General features: G+C 33.8%; 20 protein-coding genes and 1 pseudogene. 12 read left to right on the plus strand and 9 right to left on the minus strand.

The window, feature by feature from the left end; genetic code table 11:
• Positions 1 to 5: 5 nt before the first annotated feature.
• Positions 6 to 1,805 (minus strand): IucA/IucC family protein, encoded by a 1,800-nt coding sequence (locus Y7E_RS0116425; RefSeq protein WP_017152364.1) that lies wholly within the window; start codon positions 1,803 to 1,805, stop codon positions 6 to 8.
• A complete protein-coding gene (locus Y7E_RS0116430; RefSeq protein WP_313771941.1) occupies positions 1,786 to 3,051 on the minus strand; it encodes an MFS transporter in 1,266 nt (421 codons plus the stop codon). The genes Y7E_RS0116425 and Y7E_RS0116430 overlap by 20 nt, the downstream gene beginning before the upstream one ends.
• Before the next feature lie 65 nt (positions 3,052 to 3,116).
• Here Y7E_RS0116430 and Y7E_RS0116435 point away from each other — a divergent pair, with 65 nt between their 5' ends.
• On the plus strand, positions 3,117 to 5,096 hold the full coding sequence (locus Y7E_RS0116435; protein ID WP_017152366.1) for an IucA/IucC family protein: 1,980 nt from the start codon (positions 3,117 to 3,119) through the stop codon (positions 5,094 to 5,096).
• Positions 5,097 to 5,344: 248 nt separating this feature from the next.
• On the opposite strand, the gene Y7E_RS0116440 is transcribed toward Y7E_RS0116435, so the two are convergent.
• Positions 5,345 to 6,235 (minus strand): TIGR03943 family putative permease subunit, encoded by an 891-nt coding sequence (locus Y7E_RS0116440; RefSeq protein ID WP_017152367.1) that lies wholly within the window; start codon positions 6,233 to 6,235, stop codon positions 5,345 to 5,347.
• A 16-nt stretch (positions 6,236 to 6,251) separates the two neighbouring features.
• Positions 6,252 to 7,241, minus strand: coding sequence for a permease (locus tag Y7E_RS0116445; protein WP_026049243.1), 990 nt, complete (start codon positions 7,239 to 7,241; stop codon positions 6,252 to 6,254).
• 172 nt (positions 7,242 to 7,413) lie between these two features.
• Here Y7E_RS0116445 and Y7E_RS0116450 point away from each other — a divergent pair, with 172 nt between their 5' ends.
• Entirely contained in the window at positions 7,414 to 8,601 is a 1,188-nt protein-coding gene (locus Y7E_RS0116450; RefSeq protein WP_017152369.1) for a GTP-binding protein, read from the plus strand.
• Between the two features lie 84 nt (positions 8,602 to 8,685).
• Here Y7E_RS0116450 and Y7E_RS0116455 read toward each other — a convergent pair whose 3' ends face one another.
• Positions 8,686 to 9,003: a DUF3784 domain-containing protein gene (locus Y7E_RS0116455; RefSeq protein ID WP_017152370.1), complete on the minus strand. Its 318-nt coding sequence runs from the start codon at positions 9,001 to 9,003 to the stop codon at positions 8,686 to 8,688.
• Between the two features lie 158 nt (positions 9,004 to 9,161).
• Between Y7E_RS0116455 and Y7E_RS0116460 the strand changes: the two genes are divergently transcribed.
• The gene (locus Y7E_RS0116460) at positions 9,162 to 10,127 is read left to right on the plus strand and encodes a DMT family transporter (protein WP_017152371.1); all 966 of its coding nucleotides are present in this window, start codon (positions 9,162 to 9,164) and stop codon (positions 10,125 to 10,127) included.
• A gap of 16 nt (positions 10,128 to 10,143) precedes the next feature.
• On the plus strand, positions 10,144 to 10,815 hold the full coding sequence (locus Y7E_RS0116465; protein WP_017152372.1) for a GntR family transcriptional regulator: 672 nt from the start codon (positions 10,144 to 10,146) through the stop codon (positions 10,813 to 10,815).
• A 61-nt stretch (positions 10,816 to 10,876) separates the two neighbouring features.
• Here the strand turns inward: Y7E_RS0116465 and fbpA are convergent, their stop codons facing one another.
• Together fbpA and Y7E_RS30000 are read right to left on the minus strand one after the other, a co-directional pair.
• Positions 10,877 to 11,047, minus strand: coding sequence for a Fur-regulated basic protein FbpA (gene fbpA, locus Y7E_RS0116470; protein WP_017152373.1), 171 nt, complete (start codon positions 11,045 to 11,047; stop codon positions 10,877 to 10,879).
• Positions 11,048 to 11,239: 192 nt separating this feature from the next.
• Positions 11,240 to 11,659: pseudogene (locus tag Y7E_RS30000) on the minus strand (cation diffusion facilitator family transporter); the annotation flags it as partial.
• A gap of 255 nt (positions 11,660 to 11,914) precedes the next feature.
• On the opposite strand from Y7E_RS30000, the gene Y7E_RS0116480 reads away from it, so the two are divergent.
• Entirely contained in the window at positions 11,915 to 12,988 is a 1,074-nt protein-coding gene (locus Y7E_RS0116480) for a beta propeller repeat protein (RefSeq protein ID WP_017152375.1), read from the plus strand.
• A 45-nt stretch (positions 12,989 to 13,033) separates the two neighbouring features.
• Here the strand turns inward: Y7E_RS0116480 and Y7E_RS0116485 are convergent, their stop codons facing one another.
• Together Y7E_RS0116485 and Y7E_RS0116490 are read right to left on the minus strand one after the other, a co-directional pair.
• A complete protein-coding gene (locus Y7E_RS0116485; RefSeq protein WP_017152376.1) occupies positions 13,034 to 14,140 on the minus strand; it encodes a DUF4179 domain-containing protein in 1,107 nt (368 codons plus the stop codon).
• Positions 14,137 to 14,703 (minus strand): sigma-70 family RNA polymerase sigma factor, encoded by a 567-nt coding sequence (locus Y7E_RS0116490; protein WP_017152377.1) that lies wholly within the window; start codon positions 14,701 to 14,703, stop codon positions 14,137 to 14,139. Before Y7E_RS0116490 ends, Y7E_RS0116485 begins: the two co-directional genes overlap by 4 nt.
• Before the next feature lie 275 nt (positions 14,704 to 14,978).
• Here Y7E_RS0116490 and asnB point away from each other — a divergent pair, with 275 nt between their 5' ends.
• The 7 genes from asnB (at position 14,979) to Y7E_RS0116525 (ending at position 23,351) form a co-directional block, all read left to right on the plus strand.
• Positions 14,979 to 16,802: an asparagine synthase (glutamine-hydrolyzing) gene (gene asnB / locus Y7E_RS0116495; protein WP_017152378.1), complete on the plus strand. Its 1,824-nt coding sequence runs from the start codon at positions 14,979 to 14,981 to the stop codon at positions 16,800 to 16,802.
• 248 nt (positions 16,803 to 17,050) lie between these two features.
• The gene (locus Y7E_RS0116500; protein ID WP_017152379.1) at positions 17,051 to 18,172 is read left to right on the plus strand and encodes a tyrosine-type recombinase/integrase; all 1,122 of its coding nucleotides are present in this window, start codon (positions 17,051 to 17,053) and stop codon (positions 18,170 to 18,172) included.
• Between the two features lie 13 nt (positions 18,173 to 18,185).
• The gene (locus Y7E_RS0116505) at positions 18,186 to 20,297 is read left to right on the plus strand and encodes a tyrosine-type recombinase/integrase (RefSeq protein ID WP_017152380.1); all 2,112 of its coding nucleotides are present in this window, start codon (positions 18,186 to 18,188) and stop codon (positions 20,295 to 20,297) included.
• Positions 20,290 to 20,670 carry a DUF6262 family protein gene (locus Y7E_RS0116510; protein ID WP_017152381.1) on the plus strand — a complete coding sequence of 127 codons (381 nt, stop codon included), beginning with the start codon at positions 20,290 to 20,292 and terminating at the stop codon, positions 20,668 to 20,670. Before Y7E_RS0116505 ends, Y7E_RS0116510 begins: the two co-directional genes overlap by 8 nt.
• Positions 20,671 to 20,821: 151 nt before the next feature.
• Positions 20,822 to 21,481, plus strand: a complete 660-nt coding sequence (locus tag Y7E_RS0116515; RefSeq protein WP_026049244.1) for an HAD family hydrolase — start codon at positions 20,822 to 20,824, stop codon at positions 21,479 to 21,481.
• A 297-nt stretch (positions 21,482 to 21,778) separates the two neighbouring features.
• Positions 21,779 to 22,285 (plus strand): TetR/AcrR family transcriptional regulator, encoded by a 507-nt coding sequence (locus Y7E_RS0116520; protein ID WP_017152383.1) that lies wholly within the window; start codon positions 21,779 to 21,781, stop codon positions 22,283 to 22,285.
• A gap of 100 nt (positions 22,286 to 22,385) precedes the next feature.
• Positions 22,386 to 23,351, plus strand: a complete 966-nt coding sequence (locus tag Y7E_RS0116525; RefSeq protein ID WP_017152384.1) for an NAD-dependent epimerase/dehydratase family protein — start codon at positions 22,386 to 22,388, stop codon at positions 23,349 to 23,351.
• Positions 23,352 to 23,411: the final 60 nt, after the last annotated feature.

Genomic DNA, 23,411 nt, shown 5'->3' on the forward strand with positions numbered 1-23,411 from the left:
TCCTCCTACATACAAAGCGGATTAGCAAAATTTGTATATAAATACAATTTTGCTTGATCATGTATTCTCATCGAAAATAATGCCTTAGTCTCAATAAAAGGTGCAAATATTGCTGCTCGTTGCTCTTCTGTTACATCTACCATAAACTCTTCCACCACAGCTGCAACAATTCTCCATAACTCTTTTTCCTGTATATCATCAACTGCTCGAGCCAATGTAAATAGCAAATCCCCAAAATGATTTTGCAATACAGAATGAATAAACTTGTTATATACTTCAGTCATATTCTCTGTAAATAATGCTGCTTCTTTCATAACCGAGAGGTCTATCAATTCCGCCAATTTCTCTTTATAAATTCTTACTCCACCAAGATCACGAATGAGAATACGTTGTACTTCACCATTTTTTGTCACAATAATAGAATTTTGCATATGTCCTTCTAGAGCAATCCCATATCGTAAAACAAGTTCTAATAATGGCAACATCACTTTCTCAGTGTAATGAGTAATATAATAGAATATCTCTTTTTTACCGATATCCTCTTTGTCAAAATATGTACGCATTATATCTAAAATGACAGGTTCATTTTCTTTTAATGGATTATTGGCTGTTAAACTTGCACCAACCCATAATAATTCTCCTTCTCTTCTATACTGATTGGGATCTTCCCGTAAAATAAATGCTAAATTACGTCCTAAATCCCTAGTATTCGGTTTAGAAAAATAGGCTCCTACTCGTTCCCTTACAACAACAATAGACTGCTCTAAATTTTGTTCCTTTGTATAGATGCCATCTAATACTGTTGATAATAGTGGGCCATTTACTGTAATTTCTGGTGACACGGTACGAACTGCACTCGTTGCTTGCGCTCGCACTGGAAGTTTCACGTGATATGGTAATTTTAATACATTCATTGTTCGAAATGATAATGTTGCACGTGAAGATAGTTGATATGGCACTGGAATAATCCATCCCTCTTCTAACTCTGAACCATATTCTTCTTGTAATACATGTTCATACTGCCATGGGTGAATGAGAAATGGATAATAATCTTCCATTCTTTTTTCTTTATTTACAAGTAATGTGTGTACTGCTTCGTATAACTCTGGTGAATTTTCATATATAAGTGATTTCTGCATATGATCTCCCGTTACTTCAGCTACTTCTTTATGAACGAGAAGAACATGTAACGGAACAACATGTTCAAATTCTGGTGCATACAACTTCACTTCTTCTCTTGATAAACCGAGTTTCGTTTTCGTAGATGGGTGAAGCGGATGTCCCTCAATAACAAGTGATTCCGTATAAGTAAGCTCATCAAATGGTATACATGTTTGTAAGACTTTTAACAATTGATATAAATTATTAGGCTTTGTTTTTGTTATAAACAAAACGTTTGTCTCTAATTGTTGTTTCACCCATTCTTGTTTCCGATCCCATGCTTCATATGCTAGCGCTAAATTGGTTACACTGTTTTCCAGTTCTTCTTGTAAAGACTGTGAAATATGGATACGAAAGAACGGAGCAACTTCTTCCCAAAACATTGACAATGAATCAATCCACCGTATATGTCCACGAACTTTAAAACGAATTGGGAATATAAACTCGTATCGTTCAAACGCTCCCTCTTGTTTTACTTCTAACAATAATTCCACATCGTTCATACTATCTACAATCTCTATGCCATGCTCATGTTTCAATATCGCACAGTTCTCTTGTAGCACTTTCTCCCGAATCAATGCATTGCAAAAACGATTTAAAATACTACGTTCTGCTTTTACTCTATTAACTTGTTTTCTTTGCATGGACAAATTCCTTCACCTTTCCTTTTTGCTGTTTCAGTTTTATAAATTGAAATAATAACGGGACCATACATACAACTCCCATTAAAATAAATGTTTGAGCAATACCAACATATTCAATGGAATAACTAACTAAAATAGAACCAAGTGGTATCATCCCTCGATCCATCAGTACTACACTAAGCATAAGTCCCCTCTCTTCTTCACGGACATGATGCTGAAAATAGACACGGTTACTTGATCGTAATAACTGACCAAATAGACCAATAGAAAATAAAAGAATAAAAAATACATATGTATTACTAACAATCAGTAGTGCTAAAGAAATTGAAAATGCAATTAAGCTAACATAATACAGACGTACTTCTGAAATATATGTCAATGCTTTTGGAAGAATCACAGTAGCTATAATCGCACCAATTGCAGCTGATGACATAGCGATTCCAAAAACTTCTGCTTTTCCCGTAAATTGCTTTGAAACAAGCGCTGGTAAAACCGATGTATAGGAAAAACCAAAAGCCATTGTAATAAGTGACATCACAAAGATATTTCTTCCCATTTTGTCATAAGAAAAATAAGCAGCAATTTGTTCCCAACTCGCTTTTTTCTTTTCTTTTCGTTTTTTCATTGGTTGATCTTTCATTGGTATCACAAGAATCCAAGCAATAAGTGAACAAACAGCCTGCATCATAAATGTTAATTCGATATGCCCTGCTGCAATAAGAAATCCTGCTAATGCCGGGCCAGTTGATCGACAAACATTCATGAAAAATGAATGCATGGAAATCAGTTTGCTAATTTGATTATTTGTATCAATATCTGAAAGAAGTGTATTTCGGTTTGGTGTTTCTAATGCACTAATGATCCCACGAATAAATGAAAAAAGTAAAAAAATAAAATATGAAGGAGTAACTAAAGCAACATAAACCGCAAGTAAAGTTGTCAATACAAATCCCCATAAGGAATATGATTTCATTAATTTGACACGTGGATACAAATCACAAAGCTTTCCTGCATACACACTAAATAATACGATTGGAATGAGTCGTACAAAGTTTAACCATCCTAAATATGTCGCGCTATGGTACAAATCATAGACATACCAATTAATAGCAGTCATTCCGAGCCAATTCCCCATAAACAAAAAAAATGAACTACCAAAAAACAGTTTTCGAATAAGAATCACCTCGAATTTTTTGTTGCATTTTTTAATCCAATCTTTATAATTGAAATTGATTATCATCATCATTGTAAGGACAATATAAAATATTCTCTCTTTTTTGTAAAGAGCTAAAATTGAGAAAGGTGGTTTCTATGAACTTACACAGCATTCATTCATTTGAGGTAGAAGAACAAACATTATTTTCTTTTTTACAGCAAAACCATCCACCGCTACATGAAATATATAAACAAAATTTATATAAAGGTCGGAACGGTATATTAGAACGACTACTATCTTCTGTCATCCGAGAAAATATAAGCAATCTAATGGATACTGTGGTGACATTTCAAAGGTCAACTAAAACGTTTGTTTCTATTTCAGCGTACCGTTGTCCAGATTATTTACTAGATTATATACATATACACCAGAAGAGTTTTGAAAAATCTTCCATAATACACGCTTTATATTTTAAGAATCAAGACTGCTACTTACTCGTACCAGTTCAACAAGTGTATGCTTTCGAGCGTCCAATTGTAAACGGGCCATACATGCTCATATCACCATCTGAGCAAAAAGAAATTACACATCCAAACGAAGTATTAGCTTTAATTTTCCAAGAAGGTTGGGAAGGACTATCTTCTTATTTTCATATGTTCGAAGAGGATTTAGCTAATAGTGCTGCTAATTTATCGCTTGCCTATACATTTCATGAACAGTCTACTGAGGTATCAACATTAGAAGCAGCTGCGCAAACAGATGATCATTATGCTTTTTTTGAACAGCTTGTTATTGAAGGACACCCTTGTCATCCTGGAGCAAAAATGCGAAAAGGTTTAAACCCTGAAGAAACAATTGCGTATTCAGCAGAGTTTAAAAATACGATTCCACTTCGATTTGTAGCCGTTCATAACAAAGAAGTAAGTACTGCGTTTATGAAATCACAAGATTGGAATCCTATCATCTTTTCGTTCGAGCCTGTACTGAAAGCCGAGGCTAAGGTTAGGCTAGATGATAGAATAGATGATTATCTTCTATTACCTATCCATCCTTGGCAAACGATTCATACATTGCAAGAGTTATACAAAACAGAAATTGAACAGAAAAAAATCATTATTTTTGATTATGAGGCGCCTTATGTAGCTGGTATGTCATTTCGTACCATTTTCCCAGCACAGTATGATACAAGAAGACCTCATTATAAGTTAACAACGAATGTTCATTTAACAGGTGAAGTGCGAACCTTATCAGAACAAACGATTCATAACGGCCCACTGATGAGCAATATATTACAAAAAATTATGAAAGCAGATACAAGTATCGATGAAAGAAGATTTATTCCGATTATGGAACGTGCTGGCGCACATTTTCTCAGCACAAATGACTCTAATATAGATATGCAAACTTTGAGAAGTGAAAATCTTGCATGTGTCATTCGTGATAATGTGTACTCCTATATTAATAAAGACGAATGGGCTATTGTCGGTTCTGCTCTCGTTGCATCTGCACACGGAGCGAATCAACCACTTATTGTTGAACTTATCGAACTATATAAAGTAAAGCATTGTCTACCATTACATGATGCAATCGTTTCATTTATTGAAAAATATGTAGCCAACGCTTTAACTGGATTTATTCCACTTATGGTGAAGTACGGAATTGGCTTAGAGGGCCACTTGCAAAATACAGTACCTGTCTTTAAAAAAGATGGCACACCAGACCGACTTCTTGTTCGTGATTGGGAAGGCATTCGTGTTCACCGTGGTCGTTTACAACAGGCAGGGATTGACATTACAAACTTCCATCACAAATCACGCATTTTAGTTGATGATGAAAAGAGTGTACGAAACAAGGTATTTTACTCCGTTATGCAAAATCACTTTGGAGAGTTATTTATTCATGTAAGCCGTTTCTATAACATAGACGAACAATTGCTTTGGAATATTGTAAAACGAGTCACAAAAAATATCTTTTTAGATTTACAACAAGACTCACACTATACAAAAAACGCAACAACTGATTATGATATCTTCTTTGCAGAAAAGGTAGACTATAAAGCCCTGACGCTAATGCGAATGATGGGAGAAGCTCACTCCTATTTTTATGTAAAAGTCGATAATCCATTGTATAAATAACAAAAAACCCTTCTTTTCTCATTAGAGTGAAGAAGGATTTTCTTTGCTTAATGTACGAGATCTTTCTTTTTAAAATCATACAGGCTTAATATGAGAAAAGGTATAAAATATATCAATAATATACCAACTCCTAAAAGGACACTGTCATGATTTAATATATTTCTCCTATTTCAAATTCAACTTATAACTTTCAAAAGTATCTTCCAAAAACATCGTCCTAAAATAATATGATTAGCTGCTTCACTTCATCATTGCTGCAAAGCATCATACACATATGGATCTTTTGGCTTTTCCGTTTTTTCTACTTTACTAACTTTTACAAGTGGAAACAGTACCCCTTTATACGTCGTTTCATCTAATGTCCCTGTAACTTTCACCCACGTCTCTTCTGGAAAAGTGTTTATTTCATTTCCAGAAACAATCATCCCCCAAACAGAAGCATCGGCAACACAACATGTAATGCCGTACCGAGCAACTACTATTTTATCCCCTTTCACTTCTTTATCATTATAGGTAAACCCTGTAAACGTAATTTGTTTTCCTTTAAACCCGAGAACGTCTTGACCAATTATATTCATCGTTTGAATGTAATTTTTATCATCCACCTGTATGGTCTTTTGTTTTATTATGTTTCTTTCTAATTCTTCTGGTGACTGCTCTGATGCGGGAAGATTTTGAATCGGTTCTTCTTCTTTGTCAACTAATAACTCCCTCCAATCGGGATTGACCTGTTTCGTTTGTGGTACTTTCTGCTCTACACTCTTTGCCTGTGCACTCTGATTCATTCCTCTGTTTGATGCGAGACTACCATCAATCGTTACGTTCGAGAATAAAAATGCACTAACAATAGGAATAAGAAATAGGGAGTATAACAGAAAAACACCCATTTTTGATTTCGGCGCTGTATGATGCTCACAACAATGACAGGCATTTTGTTTCTCTTTACCATTTTTCCATACTTGTAAACATCCAAGAAGAAGTGACACTGCAAATGCTACATATGTAAACTTTATCATTTTAGGTGCAATGAAGTGATCAATATTCCCTGTTACAAGAAGTTTAAATAAAAGCATTGCAAAACCAATTAAAATGATGCCGCGAATGTAACTATGGAATTTTCTTTGTTCATGATTACGCATTTTTCTCCCTCCTTAATCACATTGTCAGCTGAACAACAATATACACAGTCATGATTACAATCCCAATAAACGCGAATACAAATTTCTTTTGGAAATAAGCAAATAACATAAATGTATTTTTAAAATCAAGCATTGGACCAAATACAAGGAATGAAAGAAGAGCTTTACTAGAAAATATATGACCAAACGATGCCGCAATAAAAGCATCTGCAGCTGAGCATAGAGATAAGACGTAACCAAATCCCATCATTACAAATGGTGAAAATACTTCACTATGTGCTACTGCGTCAAGAACATTTCGATCTAAAAATGTTTGAAATAAACTTGCCAAGCATGCACCGATTAATAAATATTTTCCTGTATCAAAAAACTCATCAACTGTATGATTTACAACATCTTTCCAACTCTTTTTTTTCTTTTCATGTGCTGGAACTGTTGTATCCTTTAATACATTTTTTCCACGGTAACAGGAGTACACAATAAATCCAATGAGCAGCGCAACTAGAAAAGTGATACCAAAACGAGCATATACAATCGATGGATTTGTTTGAAACGCATAAAAAGTAGACAAAAAAACAATTGGATTCATAATGGGGGCACTCACTAAAATGACAATCCCAACATGCAGTGGTAATCCCTTTTGAATGAGCCTTCTTACAATAGGGATGATGACACATTCACACATTGGAAATATGATACCTACAAATGCTGCTGGTAGCATCATAACGATAGGTGACTTTGGTAATACCTTTTGAATCATATCTTCCGTCACAAATACTTGAATAATGGAAGAAACGATAACTCCTAATAAAATAAACGGTACTGCCTCAAAGAAAATACTTAAAAAAATTGTGTTTACGTTCAACCATTCTTTTGGAATACTTTTTTGTAAAACTGCTAGATTTGTAAAATCTACAAAAAATAATAAAAATAAAAATAGTACAATAAGAAGCGTACCGATTAACTCTTTTGAAATTCTAGTAAATACCAACTTTCTCGCCTCCATTTTATTCATATTTAAGCGTATGCTTGTCCTCTTCTTCTATGACAATTTCCAAACATTTTTTATACTCTATTTCTATTCACAAATCGTAATGATTATGATTTATTGTTGATTTTCTTTTCAATGTCATTTATTATAAAACGTAATGATTACGATTTAACAGGAGGAATATACAATGAAAAAAGTACCCATTACCGTTTTAAGTGGTTTTTTAGGTTCTGGAAAAACAACATTATTGAATCATATTTTGACAAATAGAGAGGGCTTAAAAGTAGCTGTCATTGTAAATGATATGAGCGAAGTAAATATTGATGCTGCTCTTGTGAAACAAGGAGGATTTTCCCGCACAGAAGAAAAGCTAGTAGAAATTCAAAACGGATGTATATGTTGTACACTTCGAGAAGATTTAATGATAGAAGTAAATCGTCTTGTAGATGCAGGTGATATTGACTACATTGTTATCGAATCTTCCGGCATTAGTGAGCCTATTCCTGTTGCACAAACATTTACGTATATAGATGAGGCACTAGGAATTGATTTAACGAGCAAATGTCGTCTCGATACGATGGTTACTGTAGTCGACGCAAATCGATTTTGGGATGACTTTGCCGCTGGGGAAAGTTTACTAGATCGAAAGCAAGCAATTGATGAAACAGATACACGAGAAGTTATCGATCTACTAATTGATCAGATCGAATTTGCAAATGTTATTCTTTTGAACAAAGTGGATTTACTAGAGAAAGAAGATATTATGGAACTCCATCGTCTCTTACAAAAATTAAATCCTGGAGCAAAAATCATTGAATCTTCATTTAGTGTGGTTCCACTAAATGAAATTTTAAATACAAATTTATTTAACTATGATGAAGCAAGTCAATCAGCTGGCTGGATTCAGGAATTAAATAGCGAACACCATACGCCAGAAACGGAAGAATACGGAATTGGTTCCTTTGTTTATCGTCGCAGACGTCCATATCATCCTATTCGTCTTATGAACTGGTTACAAAACTGGCCAGTAGATGTAGTAAGAGCGAAAGGGTTTTTCTGGCTCGCATCTCGTAACCACATGATGGGACTTCTGTCTCAAGCTGGTTCTTCTATTACCATTCAAGGAGCTGGTGAATGGATTGCTGCATTACCTGAAGCTGAGCAGCAGCAAATAATTGCAGAAGAACCAGAAGTTCTAAAAAATTGGGATAAGCAGTATGGAGATCGAATAACAGAACTAGTCTTTATTGGAGTTGAAATGGATCAATATGAAATTGAACGCTCTTTAGATACATGCTTATTAACCGATGACGAAATGAGGCAGGAGTGGGATGGTTTTGTTGACCCAATTCCCCCTTTTACTGTTGTCTCATAATGCAAAGTTTTCAAGATTACTAACTATAAAATGATTTCAAAAACAAGATGGTCTCCTCAAAAGGTTACCATCTTGTTTTTTAGTTTATGATTTGGATTTATTAGACTTATTTATTACATTCCCCCATATAACCAGTACAATTGTACTTATAACAACAAAAATTCCATAACCAATCCCTGCAGCATCACCAATTGCTTTTAATCCGAATGGAAGCAGTGCCGAAGTAATTCCTATTACATAACAAAAAACCCCCGATATTTTTGCAAGTTTTTCTTTATCCCCTACAAACGTCTCTTCTTGATATCCTGCAAGGAGAAATAACCGCTTTTTTATATGGATTTGGTACCCCAGAATAAGAATTAACATACCTACAAGAAAACAGATTATAAATCCGCCGATCATCAAACTCCTCCTTTACAATATTTTACCATAATCCATACCTATCACTTGTTTGTATTTAATATCAAAAAATTCTGTTTATTTTTAATATTACTCGTGATATATTACATATTGTATTCAATATTTTAATTAGATTTTCTTTTTGAAAGGAGGCCCCCGCTATGGATTCAGGAAGATTGAAAGGCATTATTATGGTCATTACAGGTGCTAGTTTATGGGGATTGTCTGGAACCGCTGCACAACAACTTTTTCAGCAAGAAAATGTTTCTACAGAATGGTTAGTTACAATTCGATTGCTTATATCCGGAAGTATTCTGCTCTTCTTCTCCTCATTTGGCAGTAAAAAATCAGAAGTACTCGGCATTTGGAAACAAAAAGGCGAGGCAAACAAAATGATTCTGTTTGGATTGTTAGGCATGCTTGCAGTCCAATATACTTATTTTGCTTCTATTAAAGAAGGAAATGCTGCAGTCGCAACATTGTTACAATATTTAGCACCAATATTTATAACTGTTTATCTCATCTTTAAATGGAATATTCGTCCTACTAATATCGATTTTATTTCTATTGCACTATCTTTAATCGGAACCTTTTTCTTACTAACGAATGGCTCCATTGATAATTTGGCTGTTTCAACACCGGCTATCATTTGGGGTATTTTATCTGGTCTATCACTAGCATTTTATAGCCTTTATTCAAAGAAATTATTAGAGAAATGGTCTTCATCTGTTATTGTTGGATGGGGGATGATTATTGGAGGAGTTGGTGTAACCATCTTACATTTTCTCTCCACGAACGAGTTTATCTTATTATCAGGCATGAAATATTTACAGCCTAACAATCTTTTTCTCATTACATTCGTTGTTATTTTCGGAACACTCATCGCATTTTATTTATATTTAGACAGCATACGATATCTTACACCGAAAGAAACTACATTATTTGGTTGTACAGAACCGCTTGCAGCTATCATTTCTTCTATTTTCATTTTGCATGTTCCGTTTCAATCATTTCAATTATTAGGCGCTCTTTGTGTTATTGTAATGGTACTTGTACTAAGCCAAAAGCCCGATGAAGGAAAACCGAAACTACGACTTGTAGATACGAAAAAACAAAACATAAAATGAAAGGAACTGTTCGATCATGCCTATTCCTCAAAACTACCGAAAGCAAGAAAGAGTATCCGCTAAGTCACTCGTGTTAAATCAATTACAAGATTGGATTATTGAAGGTGTTTTAAAGCCTGATGAAAAAATTAATGATGGGGAGCTAGCTGAAGCTTTAGGTGTGAGCAGAACACCCGTTAGAGAAGCGCTTCAAGTGTTAGAACTTTCAGGACTAGTCGAGATGATTCCAGGACAAAAAACAAAAATTGCTCCTATAAAATTAGAAGATGTATCTGTCATTTATGAAACAATTGCTGGTCTTCATACCATTATTGGAAAACAAGCGATTCATCAAATAAACAAAACTGACTTGATAAGACTTTCTGAGATAAACGAAGCATTTCAAAATGCCATAGATGAAAAAAATTCAAAACAAGCATTACACTTAGATATACAATTTCATAATACAATCGTAGCAATCGCTAAAAATACATATATCGAACCTTTCTTAGCAAACATTCAGCTTCATGTATTACGTCTCGAATACCTTTTTTTCCAAAACTTTATTCCTGCACGTCAATCTATTGAAGAGCACAATTTAATCATTGAGGCATTAAAAAACCAGGATGCAGCGCAAATAGAACAAATCATGTCTCAAAACTGGTTACGACCAATGAAAGAAATACAAAAAATAATCTCTATGAAATAATGAAAAGAGCTGTTTACGTTTTCTACAACGTAAACAGCTCTTTACTTACAATTCTATATGACTATGCACGAATATCGGCATATTTCTCAATGTCCCTATACTCTTTTTCTAGTTCCTCTAAGGAAAGCTCGTATAATTGTCGGTCGAGAACTTTAAACACACCTGCCCCAATTAACTGATCAATTAACTGCCTCTTACGATTTTCAACAGCAAAACGGAGTTGACTACTCATCTTTAAAAAAACTCCTTTCTACAATAATTGAAAATGATAATCTCTATCAATTACCACTTTGATTGTAAAAGATGATGTTTTAGAAGTAAAGTAATGTGATGAAATATTTACCTTACAAACTGTTTGTGGCCACATTATATATATGTATGTTTCATAAGATTGTTTATGACACTTTTTATCATCTTTTTTCTTTCATACTTTGCAAAGTAGTTCTTTATGGATAGATTCTACTTCTACTTGGATCGTAACATGATCTGCATGAAACCTTTCCTTCAACAAACACGTCGCTTCTGCTAATACACCTTGTGTCTCCTCACCTTTTTCTATCACAAGATGACACATTAAAACTTGAAAATCCGATGTAATCGACCATATGTGTAAGTCATGTACCTCTTTTACAATTGCAATGTTTAATAATGTATCTTTCACTTGTTCTACATCAATACGTTGTGTTGTACCTTCCATCAATACATGAACGGTATCACGCGTTACACGCCAGCCACTTATAATGACTAATATAGAAACGAGTATACTTGCAATTGGATCGGCAGCCGTCCAGCCAAAACATTTAATAAATAACGCAGCAATAATTACCCCCAATAACCTCAGCAATCATTAACTCTTTTTTATTTTGTGAATGTCCCATATAGATCCCCTTCAAAAGTAATTACTGCATTCTATTATGTTACAAACCTTACCAATTTATCCCGCATTAACGGGCAGCTCTATCCCACGATCCATCCCTTCACTCATACACCTTTCGTTATACCTAGCACCAGTTCCTTTTTTCTCAACAAAAAACAAGACTACTTCTTTTTCTTTCTCATATTGTTTAATACTGTAAAAAATTAAAAGGAGGCTATAAAATTGAAGCGATTATTCCTTTGTATGGAACGTGAACTTATTGTTGCGGAAGAGAGAAATAAAGAGTTTCAAGTTCAATATCACTTACAGAATATGCAGCCTACTTGTATTGCGGTTGATTCATTCCAACCCAATCGCATATATTGCGGTACCTTTGGACGAGGTCTATGGGTAAGCGACGATAGAGGTGATTCTTGGAGACCAATTGGAGATTCTTACCGCTATTTTGACTTTCCTAAAGACGATGGTATTTTACATTCTTCCATTACTTCTATCGCTATAAGTCCCATTAAACAAGTTAATGGCTATGGTGTTGTTTATGTAGGAACAGAACCTAGTGCTTTGTTTTATTCTGAAAATGGTGGAGAAACATGGAGCGAATGTAAAAATATGAAATCATTACTTTCGTCATATACATGGGCATTTCCACCACGCCCATTTACACATCATGTTCGTTGGATTACCGTTGATCCAAATAAACAAGATACTCTGCATGTATCAATTGAAGCAGGAGCTGTTATCCAAAGTAAAGATAATGGACAAACTTGGGAGGATAAAAAATTCGGTGCTCCTATCGATGCTCACCAATTACTTATGCACCCACAGGCCCCTAATCGCCTGTATGCATCATGTGGCGACGGGTTTATGAGCGGACCTGAACGTGCATATCTTGAAAGTTATAATAACGGAAACAGTTGGACTTCTTGTAGCGAGGGCTTAGAACATCACTATTTATACAGTATGGCTATCGATCCTGCTGATTGTGATACAATACTCGTTTCTGCTGCCCCAAGCGCTGATCTAGCTCACCACCGTATTCCTTATGAATCTTATATTTATCGAAAAACGAAAGATACTCCTTTCGAACAAGTACAACAAGGACTACCCTCTGCAATTGGTACAGTCATTTCGATGTTTGCTACCAATCCAGCAGAACCACATACGTTTTACACTTTAAATAACAATGGCATCTTTCAATCTGTAGATAGCGGAGAAACGTGGGAACAATTAAACATTCCGTGGAAAGAAGAATATAAAACACAACATCCACATGCTTTATTGGTTACTAGTTCTTAACAAAAAGAGACTGCCTATTTATTCATTTAAGGCAGTCTCCTTTTGTTATTTCTTTAAATCAATCACAATATCATCTAATACAATATCTTTCTTTTTCGCCTCTTTTTTCGGCACTTCGATTTTCTTCTCTTTCCCATCAACAAACTCCACTCCACCAAAATTTTCTGGTGTATGCACTCTCAAGTTCACATGAGGTGTAATAATGAGTTTCGTTGCATTTTCGTTCAGTTTTTGGAACGTAGCACTCCAACTACTTTTATGTGGTTCTGCTACTGTACTAGTTCCACCGTTCCCTTCACCTACGTATCGATTTCCTAAATCATCTTTTATTTCCAATTCAACATCTGCACTATCCCATATGCTTCTTAATTCCTTAGATTCTTCCTGATTATAAAAAACGATAAAGGACATTGGAGTGACTTCCATTTTGTCTACATTTACTTTTATTCCTTCTTTTTCGGAAATTCCTTGAAGCTTAATTTCTTTACTATCCATTGCTTTTACAGTAAGAGCGAAATTCCAATTCCCTTTTATTGATTTGTCTTCTTCATGCATCTCAATTGCTTCCATATCCCATCTAACATTTGCAACGTCCAGCCTTTTACTACTATGACCACTTATTGTAGTCATACCTACATACTTTTTCTCTCCTACTTTCGTAACTTTAGAACCTCCTCCCCCGCCATTAAAACCCATCACCTGCGGGAAACCAAATATGTTCGGGTTCTCTCCTAAATCTTTATCACTTTCGATAGAATACGTTATTGTTACAGTTCTACCATCGAAAACAGCATCATTAATTGTAACCTTAACCCCATTACTTTCCCTCGTCATATTTAACTCAGTCGAAAACTCTTTATAATTTTCATATAGCCCGGTTCTACCATTATCTAAAAATCGGAATATATCACCTACTATAGGAAGCCCTCCAGCGTATGTAGGAAATCCAATACCAAGCGTTGCAACTGACAACCCTACTAAAACAGAGGCGGCAGCGATACCTTTTTTCCAAGTTTTCATCTTTTTCTTCGTACGTATAGCTTGTTTTAAGTTATGCTTCACCTTTTCTTTTTCGATTTCAGAAGCCTCAATTTCCTCAAGTTCTTTTTCATCTATTTCAATATCATTCAATAACTCATAAATGTCTTTCATATTACACTACCTCCAAAACTAATATTTGTAGCATTTTGTTGTAGTTTCTTTTTCCCTCGATAAATACGGTTATCTATCGCCGATCGAGTTAACCCTAACTTTTCTCCTATCTCCTCTGTCTTTAAACCGAGCAAATATTTCATAATAAAGACTTTTTGATCTATAGGCTCTAATTGATTAATGAGTTTTATTAATTCTTCCCTATCTTCCATGACGATTACTTCGTCTTCTACCGATTTTTCCGTACTTATATGAAATTCATCTGAAATGATTTCTACTTTTTTATTCGCTTTTCGGTAATAATCAATTGCCTTAAACTTTGCAATCGCCGTAATCCACTTTTTAAAATCATTTGGTTCTCCATGAAATTTATTTGCGTTATTCCAAACAGATAGGAAAATATCATTTATACATTCCTCTACCATTCCATCATTTTGAATTGGAAGGAGAACTTTATGCGTTATCCCCTTTATCAGTGGTAAATATGTATCGACAACAAATTCTAGCGCATCTTCTTTTTGCCGCTGTAATCTTTTTATAAAATTTTTCTCATTTGATTTCATGTAGCGATTCCCCTTATTTTTTTGTAAAAGCTTTTACACCCTATATAACGTCCATAAAAAAGTTTTCTCCCATCTTTTTATTATTTTTTGTATGTAATGGAATACTTTCCCTTAGCCATTGTCTCATATAAATGTAAGTTTAAAGAAATTTTTCTCAAGTCTACAAATTATTTAATGTAATACAATATTTATGTAGTTATCTTTAAACTTAATGTACATTTTATTTGATTAATTTATTTCTATTTTACAATTTTAATGCAGGAGATGAGATGTATATGTGTGGAATTACAGGTTGGGTAGATTGGAAAGAGGACCTTTCAAATGAACATGTTATTTTAGAAAAGATGGCGAACAGTATTCAGCATCGTGGTCCTGATGCTGAAGGATTTTGGTTTTCACCTCACGCAGCATTTGCACACCGTCGATTAATCGTAATTGATCCTAAAGGCGGAGCGCAACCAAAAACATTTCGTTCCGGAGATTATACGTATGCTCTTACTTATAATGGGGAAATTTATAATTTCCGTGAACTTAGAGAATTACTTCAAAAACAAGGTCATGCATTTGAAACAAACTCAGACACAGAAGTGTTACTACATGCTTATTTAGAATGGAAAGAAGATTGCGTACAACATTTAAATGGAATTTTCGCTTTTGCAATATGGGATGATCAGAAGCAACAATTGTTTTTAGCACGAGATCATTTAGGGGTAAAACCACTCTTTTATACAGAAAGAAATAAAAGTATTATTTTTGGCTCTGAAATAAAGACACTATTAGCTCACCCATCTGTTCCTGCTGAAATTGATACAGATGGGATAAATGAAATATTTGGATTAGGGCTATTTCGAACTCCAGGATGCGGTGTATTTAAACATATAAAAGAAGTACGTGCTGGACATTATATAACATTCACTCAGGATAAAAAAGAAATAAAAAAATATTGGAATTTGGACAGTAAACATCATACAGACACTCCAGAGCAGACAGCTTCACATATTCTGTCCATCTTGCAAGATACAGTAAAAAGACAATTAATTGCCGATGTTCCCCTCGTTTGTATGTTGTCAGGAGGATTAGACTCCAGTGGCATTACTGCTCTAGCAGGTAAAGAATTTGAGCAAGGCAACAAAACTTTACACACATATTCAATTGATTTTGTAAACAGCGCCAAAGATTTTGAACTAACATTTGCACGTACTGGTTTGGATGCTCCTTGGGTAAAACGCGTATCCAAGCATGTGAGGACAGCTCATCACGATATTATTGTAAATGCAGAAGAATTAGCAAATCATTTATTCGTTCCGCTTCATGCAAAAGATTTGCCAAGTGCTGGTGAAATGGAAACTTCACTATATTTACTATTTCGCGAAATGAAAAAGGACGCAACCGTTGCTCTATCTGGTGAATCTGCTGATGAAGTATTTGGCGGATATCCTTGGTTCCATCAAGAAGAACTTTTATATGTAAATCAATTCCCATGGTTAACAAATTGGAAAAATACATCCTCCATATTATTGGATGAGGTTAAACAACAGTGCAATCCTGAGCATTACATAAATGAGCGATTCCAAGAGGCCATTCTTGAAGTTCCAATCCTTCAAAGAGAAAGTAAAAAAGAAGAAAAACAACGCCAAATGTTTTATTTATTTTTAACAAGATTTCTTCCTTTCTTACTCGATCGAAAAGATCGCATGAGTATGGCCGTTGGTTTTGAAGTCCGCGTCCCATTTTGTGATTACCGACTTGTAGAATATTTATGGAACGTTCCTTTTGATATTAAAAGTATTGATAATATTGAAAAAGGCATTTTACGTAGAGCATTGCAAAGTGTATTACCTGATGATGTCCGAAACAGAAGAAAAAGCGCCTATCCAACTTCACAAGACCCACACTATTTACAATCCATTCGCAATTTGACACTTGATATGTGTAGCAATAAAAACAATCCAATATTCTCACTCATCAACCATTCCGCATTGCTTGCAATCGCTAATAAAACAAACAAAGAAATTGATGATTTTGGGGCGAGAAGTGCAATGGAATATATGTTACAAACTAATGAATGGTTAAAAAACTATCACATTCATGTTAGCTAAAAAGAAAGGGAGTTCAGAACATATATTTAAATAGACTAAACTAAGAAGAGGATATTATGTTCAATATATGAGCATATATCCTCTTTTCTTATACATATTAGATTAGTTATACAGATATTGAAAATACAGTTCAATACGTATATAATATTCAGAAAATAGCGCATACTTAGGCGGAGGACGTAGCCCATAGCGGGAGGCGTAGTAAGGTCTTTAGACCGAGCGTTAATATTTTTTAGGGGTGAAGTGCTATGAGGGTACAAGAGGTTCTCATAGGGAATAACAACAAAAGATACATATTACTGGATCAAGAAGGATTCCCTGTAATGCCAGTTATGAAATATATAAAGTATTTAGATAAGACAGGAAAAAGACCTAATACTCAAAAAACATATTGTTATTCCTTAAAACATTTTTATACCTACTTAGAAGAAACAAACAAAGATTACAAGTTTATTAGATTAGAAGATTTAGTTGACTTTGTGGGGTGGTTAAGAAGCCCCTATCAGAGTTCAAATGTCACTCCTCTTCAAAAAAAGAAAGCAAAGCGAACGGAAAAAACAATTAACCATACAATTACCGTTATAGCAAACTTCTATGACTACCTCTACCGAAATGAAGAAGTACAAAATGACATGATGGAAAAGTTAATGAAGCAAGTATTTACAGGAGGATACTCACGTTACAAAAGTTTTTTACACCATGTTAATAGGGACAAGCCATCAAACAGAAACATATTGAAGTTAAAAGAACCACGCAAAAGAGTAGAAACCCTCACAAAAGAACAAGTACAACAAGTATTACAAGCAACTACTAATATACGAGATAAATTCTTAATTCAGCTGTTATTTGAAACGGGATTGCGTATTGGAGAAGCTCTCTCTCTTTTCATGGAGGATTTTGTTTATGACCATAAAAAAGGGCATCGGATTCGTTTGGTGGAACGAGGGGAATTAGAAAACGGTGCGATGTTAAAAACAGGAGAACGTGAAATTTATGTATCACCATCCTTAATGGATTTATATGATGATTACTTGTATGAAGTGCTTGATGAATTAGAATTGGATTCAAACTTTGTTTTTGTAAAACTGAGAGGAAAAGATGTGGGAAAACCAATGGAATATTGGAACGTTGAGTCTCTATTTAAGCGTTTAAAAAAGAAAACAGAGATAAGCCTACATCCTCACCTATTTCGTCATACACACGCTACAATTTTCTACCAGAAAACAAAGGATATTAAGCAAGTACAAGAACGATTAGGACATTCTCAAATTCAAACAACAATGAACCTATACCTACATCCTTCGGATGAAGATATTAGAGAAGATTGGAATAAAGCACAGTCCGAATTTAGCATAAATAAAAATAATTGAGAGGAATTATTGCATGAAACAAATCAAAAATGTTCAGGTAGAAGAAATAGGCTTTCATGAAGGCTTACAAAGAGAACTTTCAACATATCCTGAAAAAACAGTACATGAAGATGGTTCTGTTTCAATTGAACAAGTAACCAATCCCTATTTCTTAGTTAATGACAAATGGAATATCAACGTTGTAGGTGAAATCAAGCAGTTCGAAGAAGTGGTAGCACACTATAATTATTCCAGTAAAAATATTTACTTTCGACTTAATAATCCTTCTCTCAATTTAGAAGTGAAATATGTTTATTATCAGCAATTGTTTAATGATTTATGGACAATCAAGTATATATTTAGCGCTCAAAGTCCATTAAAAAGAATGACAGAGTTCATAAACGCAAAATACCCCAAAATATCATCCTTTTTGAATTTGGATATTGAAAAAGCAGAACGAGAATATGTCTTTTGGTTGAATAAAAAGGGAGTCAAAACTTATTACACTAAAAAACATAAAGATTGTAAAGATAGTTATATGAAAACCACAATAGCAAGCTTTTTAAGAATCGTTTATACTACATTAATCCAATTCACTGATAAGAGAGATGAATGGGAAAAAGACAAATGGGATGTTCGTATTTTACACGATAAATATAGTATTGAATACAATAAAAGTACGAATGCCTTTCATATTGATTTCTCAAAGATTGATAAAATGGTTCGTGGACAAGTAAAAAAATATATTAAACAACGATTGGTCAGTAAGAATAAGTTTTCAGTGGGGACAGCACAAAGCTATCTAAAATACATACCAAAGTTTTTTACCTTTATATTTTCATTGGAACCAACATGGAAGGATTTAAGAACTCTAAAAAGAACACATATTGAAAAGTACATCGAACATTTACATGAATACGCTAATAATAATTTGAAAAAACGTAACGCCCACCCTGCAAGTTATGTTATGCAATCGCTGTCTTGTATACAAAAATTCCTTGCAGATATTCAACGGTATAAGTACGATATGGCTCCCGAAGCTAATGTACGATTATTAATTTTTCCTGAAGATAAACCAAAGTTAAGAAAAAAGTCAATTGAACAAATTGACTATATTCCCGACTATGTATTAGAGCAACTCTTTACTCATATTGATGACTTGCATAAAGAAGTTGTCCCTCTCGTTTGGATTGCGTTTAAAACAGGGCTTAGAATTTCTGATGCATTAGGTTTAACCTCTGATTGTTTAGTAAAACTAAATGGTCAATACTCTATTGAAACCGATATTGAGAAAACATATGTAAAAGGACATCGAATTCCGATTGACAATGAATTAGCAGATATTCTTGCGGTTCTTATCGAGAAATCAAAAAAACTTAGCAATCAAGACAACAACCCCAAAGGGTATATTTTCGTTCGTTATCGTGGCCGACGGAAAGGAAAACCTTTTGGTCAACACTTTATAGGAAGACAATTAAATATATTAGCAAATCAAAAAAACATCACTAATGAAAATGGGGATCTTTTCCGTTTTAAAGCCCACCAGTTCCGACATACTTATGCAGTAAAGATGTTGAACGGTGGTGCGGATATTCTTACGGTACAAGAGTTATTAGCACACTCATCCCCTGAAATGACATTAAGGTATGCCAAACTATTAGATAATACGAAAAGAAAAGCCTTTGAATCGGTCATAAAGCAAGGTGTTTTTATCTTTGACTTAAATGGTGAAGTACAAGAAATTAAATCAGGAGAAGATATTCCAACAGACATATTGGATGCCTTATGGCAAGACCACAAGCTCAATGCGATGGACAACCCTTATGGAACGTGTCACGCTCGTCTGAACGGAAATTGCCCTCATATGGAAGCACCACCCTGCCTAACTTGTGGTGACAATCAAACGCCATGTAAAGACCTAGCAGTAGGTTTTTCGGAATTAGATAAGGAAAAATATGAACTTCACATTAAAACAACCATAAAAGCTATTGAAATAGCAAAACAAAGGGGTCGAGAAGATATAGCCGAGAAAAACGAAAAGAATTTACAACGTTATCAAAACATTTTCAATACCCTACAGGAAGGAAATATTATCTTTGGTAGGCAAGAGCGGATGAAAAGAAAGTTAGGTGTTAAAAATGGCTGAATATGACCGTTCTGCACATTTGAAAGCGATTCATGCCAAACGAAAAGCAAATACCCTTCAGCGAGTAGATGAAGCTATTAAAAGGCTTTTAAAAGCGAATGAAAAAATTAATTTTAACAGTGTATCCAATGAAGCTGATGTATCAAAAGCAACGCTTTATAACAACAAGGGCTTTCGTTCGAGAATTGAAACATTACGAAATCAACAGTCACAAGTGCCTACACCGAAACAAGTAAAGCGAGAAATGAATGAAAGTAACAAGGATACCCTGATCGCTTCCCTAAAAAGGAAAAATAAGAAATTGGAAGATGAAAACAAGCAATTAAAAGAGCAACTGAAAGTAGCTTACGCAGACGTATATAAGAAGTTATAGTCGATAGGAGAACGTTGTTCTCCTTCTTCAACAATCGGGCCATTTAATGGAATACGACATTTATTGGTAACTTAAAAATTTGGAGGCGGAACTATGGTTTATTTATATAATGTGAGAAAGGCTGTGAAGTTATTTGACTGATTCTAATGCAATGCTATTTGATTTGGATGATACCTTACTTAATAGGGATAACGCAGTAGATAAATTGTTTTTAATTATTTTAGGGAAGTGTTATGGGGATATTAAACGTTCAGTCAAAAACGAAATGTTGCAGAAGTTTAGGGAATATGACAAAAGAAGCTATGGCGATAGTGACAAAGTAAAAGTTTTGGAATCATTTTTTGATGAATTTCCACCAAAATATAGATTGCCAAGCAATGACATTCAGGATTTTTGGAATAATAATTTTCCACATTGTTTTTCTATAGACCAAAATACTATTAATATCGTAAACACTATAAAGAAGCATGTTAAAGTTGCAATTATTACAAACGGTTCAACTCAGAGACAAAAAGCTAAAATAATGAACACTAATTTAAATAGTTGTTTTGATATAATAATTATTTCTGAAGAAGTGGGATTTAGTAAACCTGACAAACGCATATTTGAATTAGCATTAAATAAGCTTAATGTGCAACCGGAAACGGTATTATTCGTTGGAGACGATCTAGAAAGGGATATTGGTGGTTGTCAAAATGCAAATATAAAGGGCATATGGTTCAATCCTTATATGATCAAGAATGATACTGAAATAAAACCATATGCCGAGATCAATTCTTTTGATAAATTACTAAGTTATTTTACATATTAAGCATTTTCGTTATTCCGCTAACTGTGGATTTGAAATAAAGTTTAATCGTTTATAATAAAGTTTAACCATTTTGAAAAAAGATTGACTGTTTATAAAAAAGATGCGATGTCTTATCTGTTCAATCAAAATATATTTTAAAATATAAAACGAATAGAAATTAGTAATTAATCAATAACAAATTTGAAGAGGCTGACATATAATGAATTAGGGAAGAAAAAATGTTGCACCTTAAATAAGAATGAGTTATTATCTATGTAAGTAATCAATCAATAACTATTTTTAAGGAGCTGACATATAATGAATCAGAGAAAGGAAAATCGAAAGGAAGAAATCCTTGAAGCTGGATTAGAGGTGTTTGCAGAAAAAGGTTATTATAATACTACTACAGCATTAATTGCAGAAAAAGTTGGTATTTCTCAACCTTATATATTTAGATTTTTTAGAACTAAGGAAGAATTATTTGTTGCAGCTCTGGAAAGAGCATTCGAAAGAATACTTCAAACATTTAAAAATGTAGAATCAAATCCTGAGAATATTGTTATTAAAATGGTTGAAGCATATGAAAAACTGTCTATATCATATCCTAATGAAATTGCCTTACAAGTAATAGGACTTTCAGTTACAGAAGATACAATAAGAAACTGTACAAAAACTGGATTGTCTCGTATTAGAAGCTATATTTTGGAGAGATTCCAATCAGCGAATGTTCCAAATGCAGAGAAGGAAGTAACAACTTTCTTAGCTAGAGGAATACTTTGTAATATTTCTTATTACTTAGATTTACCAGAGCTCATTTATAATTAAAGAAAATAAGCTAACCGATTCTTTTCGGTTTTTTATTTCAAAATAAGTTATTGATTGATAAATAACTAACTGAATTAAAAATTAAAGGGGGATTTATAATATGGAAAAGGCAATTGTTTTAGGGGCAACAGGTGGATCTGGTCAAGCGGTTGTATCAGAACTATTATCTAGAGAAATAGAAGTTATTGCATTTGGACGTTCAGAAAGCAAATTAAAAAAATTAATGAAAGAGCATGGTTCTACACCTTTGTTAACGTATAAGTTAGGCGATATTTTTGATTATAGAACTATCGTAGAGGCTGCAAAAGATGTAGATGTTATATTTCAATGTTCGAATGTTCAATATCATGAAATGGCAGATAAGCTCCTTTTACTTGGAGAAAATGTAATGAAGGCAGCAGATATTTTAGATAAGAAAATAGTTATTGTTGATGGAATATATGTTTACGGTCACCAAGTAGCTAAAGGAGATGAAAATCATCCTAAACAACCTCATACAAAAAAAGGGAAAATTAGGGTTGAATTTGAAAAATTAATATTTGATAAGAAATGGAAAAATGCAAAAGCATTAATTGTTAGATTACCGGACTATTATGGTATAACTTCGCAGAATTCTTACTTACATCCTACATTGACTGGACTTGCAGGAAATAAAATTTCTATTTTTATTGGTAATCTAAAAACACCAAGAGAATATGTCTATTTACCAGATGCCGCAAAAATGATTGTAGAAATAGCAAACAAAGATGATTCTTATGGAGAAAATTGGAACATTCCTGGTTCTGGATTGATTTCAGGAAAAGAAATAATAAAATTTGCACGTGAAATTACTGGGAATAAAAAAATGGTTATTCCATTAAATAAAAATGCAATCCGTATAAGTGGATTGTTTAACCCAGTTATGAAAGAAGTAGTAGAAATTATGTATCTTACAGAAGAAGGATTTACTCTAAGCGGAGAAAAATATGAAAATAGAATAGGTAAAATAATAGCTACACCTTATAAAGATGGGCTAAAAGAAACGTTAAACTTCTTAATGGGGAAAACTAAAAGAATAGAGGATTAAAATCTAGAACAAAATTATGAGTAGAAAATAATAATTTATTTAAGATTGATTATAAGTTAT

This window comes from Bacillus bingmayongensis (assembly GCF_000299035.1).
Classification (GTDB): Bacteria; Bacillota; Bacilli; order Bacillales; family Bacillaceae_G; genus Bacillus_A; species Bacillus_A bingmayongensis.

Coding starts and splice junctions, on each gene's coding strand:
- Y7E_RS0116425 (WP_017152364.1), bottom strand. CDS start 1,805: ATGCAAAGAAAACAAGTTAATAGAGTAAAAGCAGAACGTAGTATTTTA.
- Y7E_RS0116430 (WP_313771941.1), bottom strand. CDS start 3,051: ATGATGATGATAATCAATTTCAATTATAAAGATTGGATTAAAAAATGC.
- Y7E_RS0116435 (WP_017152366.1), top strand. CDS start 3,117: ATGAACTTACACAGCATTCATTCATTTGAGGTAGAAGAACAAACATTA.
- Y7E_RS0116440 (WP_017152367.1), bottom strand. CDS start 6,235: ATGCGTAATCATGAACAAAGAAAATTCCATAGTTACATTCGCGGCATC.
- Y7E_RS0116445 (WP_026049243.1), bottom strand. CDS start 7,241: ATGGAGGCGAGAAAGTTGGTATTTACTAGAATTTCAAAAGAGTTAATC.
- Y7E_RS0116450 (WP_017152369.1), top strand. CDS start 7,414: ATGAAAAAAGTACCCATTACCGTTTTAAGTGGTTTTTTAGGTTCTGGA.
- Y7E_RS0116455 (WP_017152370.1), bottom strand. CDS start 9,003: ATGATCGGCGGATTTATAATCTGTTTTCTTGTAGGTATGTTAATTCTT.
- Y7E_RS0116460 (WP_017152371.1), top strand. CDS start 9,162: ATGGATTCAGGAAGATTGAAAGGCATTATTATGGTCATTACAGGTGCT.
- Y7E_RS0116465 (WP_017152372.1), top strand. CDS start 10,144: ATGCCTATTCCTCAAAACTACCGAAAGCAAGAAAGAGTATCCGCTAAG.
- fbpA (WP_017152373.1), bottom strand. CDS start 11,047: ATGAGTAGTCAACTCCGTTTTGCTGTTGAAAATCGTAAGAGGCAGTTA.
- Y7E_RS0116485 (WP_017152376.1), bottom strand. CDS start 14,140: ATGAAAGACATTTATGAGTTATTGAATGATATTGAAATAGATGAAAAA.
- Y7E_RS0116490 (WP_017152377.1), bottom strand. CDS start 14,703: ATGAAATCAAATGAGAAAAATTTTATAAAAAGATTACAGCGGCAAAAA.
- asnB (WP_017152378.1), top strand. CDS start 14,979: ATGTGTGGAATTACAGGTTGGGTAGATTGGAAAGAGGACCTTTCAAAT.
- Y7E_RS0116500 (WP_017152379.1), top strand. CDS start 17,051: ATGAGGGTACAAGAGGTTCTCATAGGGAATAACAACAAAAGATACATA.
- Y7E_RS0116505 (WP_017152380.1), top strand. CDS start 18,186: ATGAAACAAATCAAAAATGTTCAGGTAGAAGAAATAGGCTTTCATGAA.
- Y7E_RS0116510 (WP_017152381.1), top strand. CDS start 20,290: ATGGCTGAATATGACCGTTCTGCACATTTGAAAGCGATTCATGCCAAA.
- Y7E_RS0116515 (WP_026049244.1), top strand. CDS start 20,822: ATGCTATTTGATTTGGATGATACCTTACTTAATAGGGATAACGCAGTA.
- Y7E_RS0116520 (WP_017152383.1), top strand. CDS start 21,779: ATGAATCAGAGAAAGGAAAATCGAAAGGAAGAAATCCTTGAAGCTGGA.
- Y7E_RS0116525 (WP_017152384.1), top strand. CDS start 22,386: ATGGAAAAGGCAATTGTTTTAGGGGCAACAGGTGGATCTGGTCAAGCG.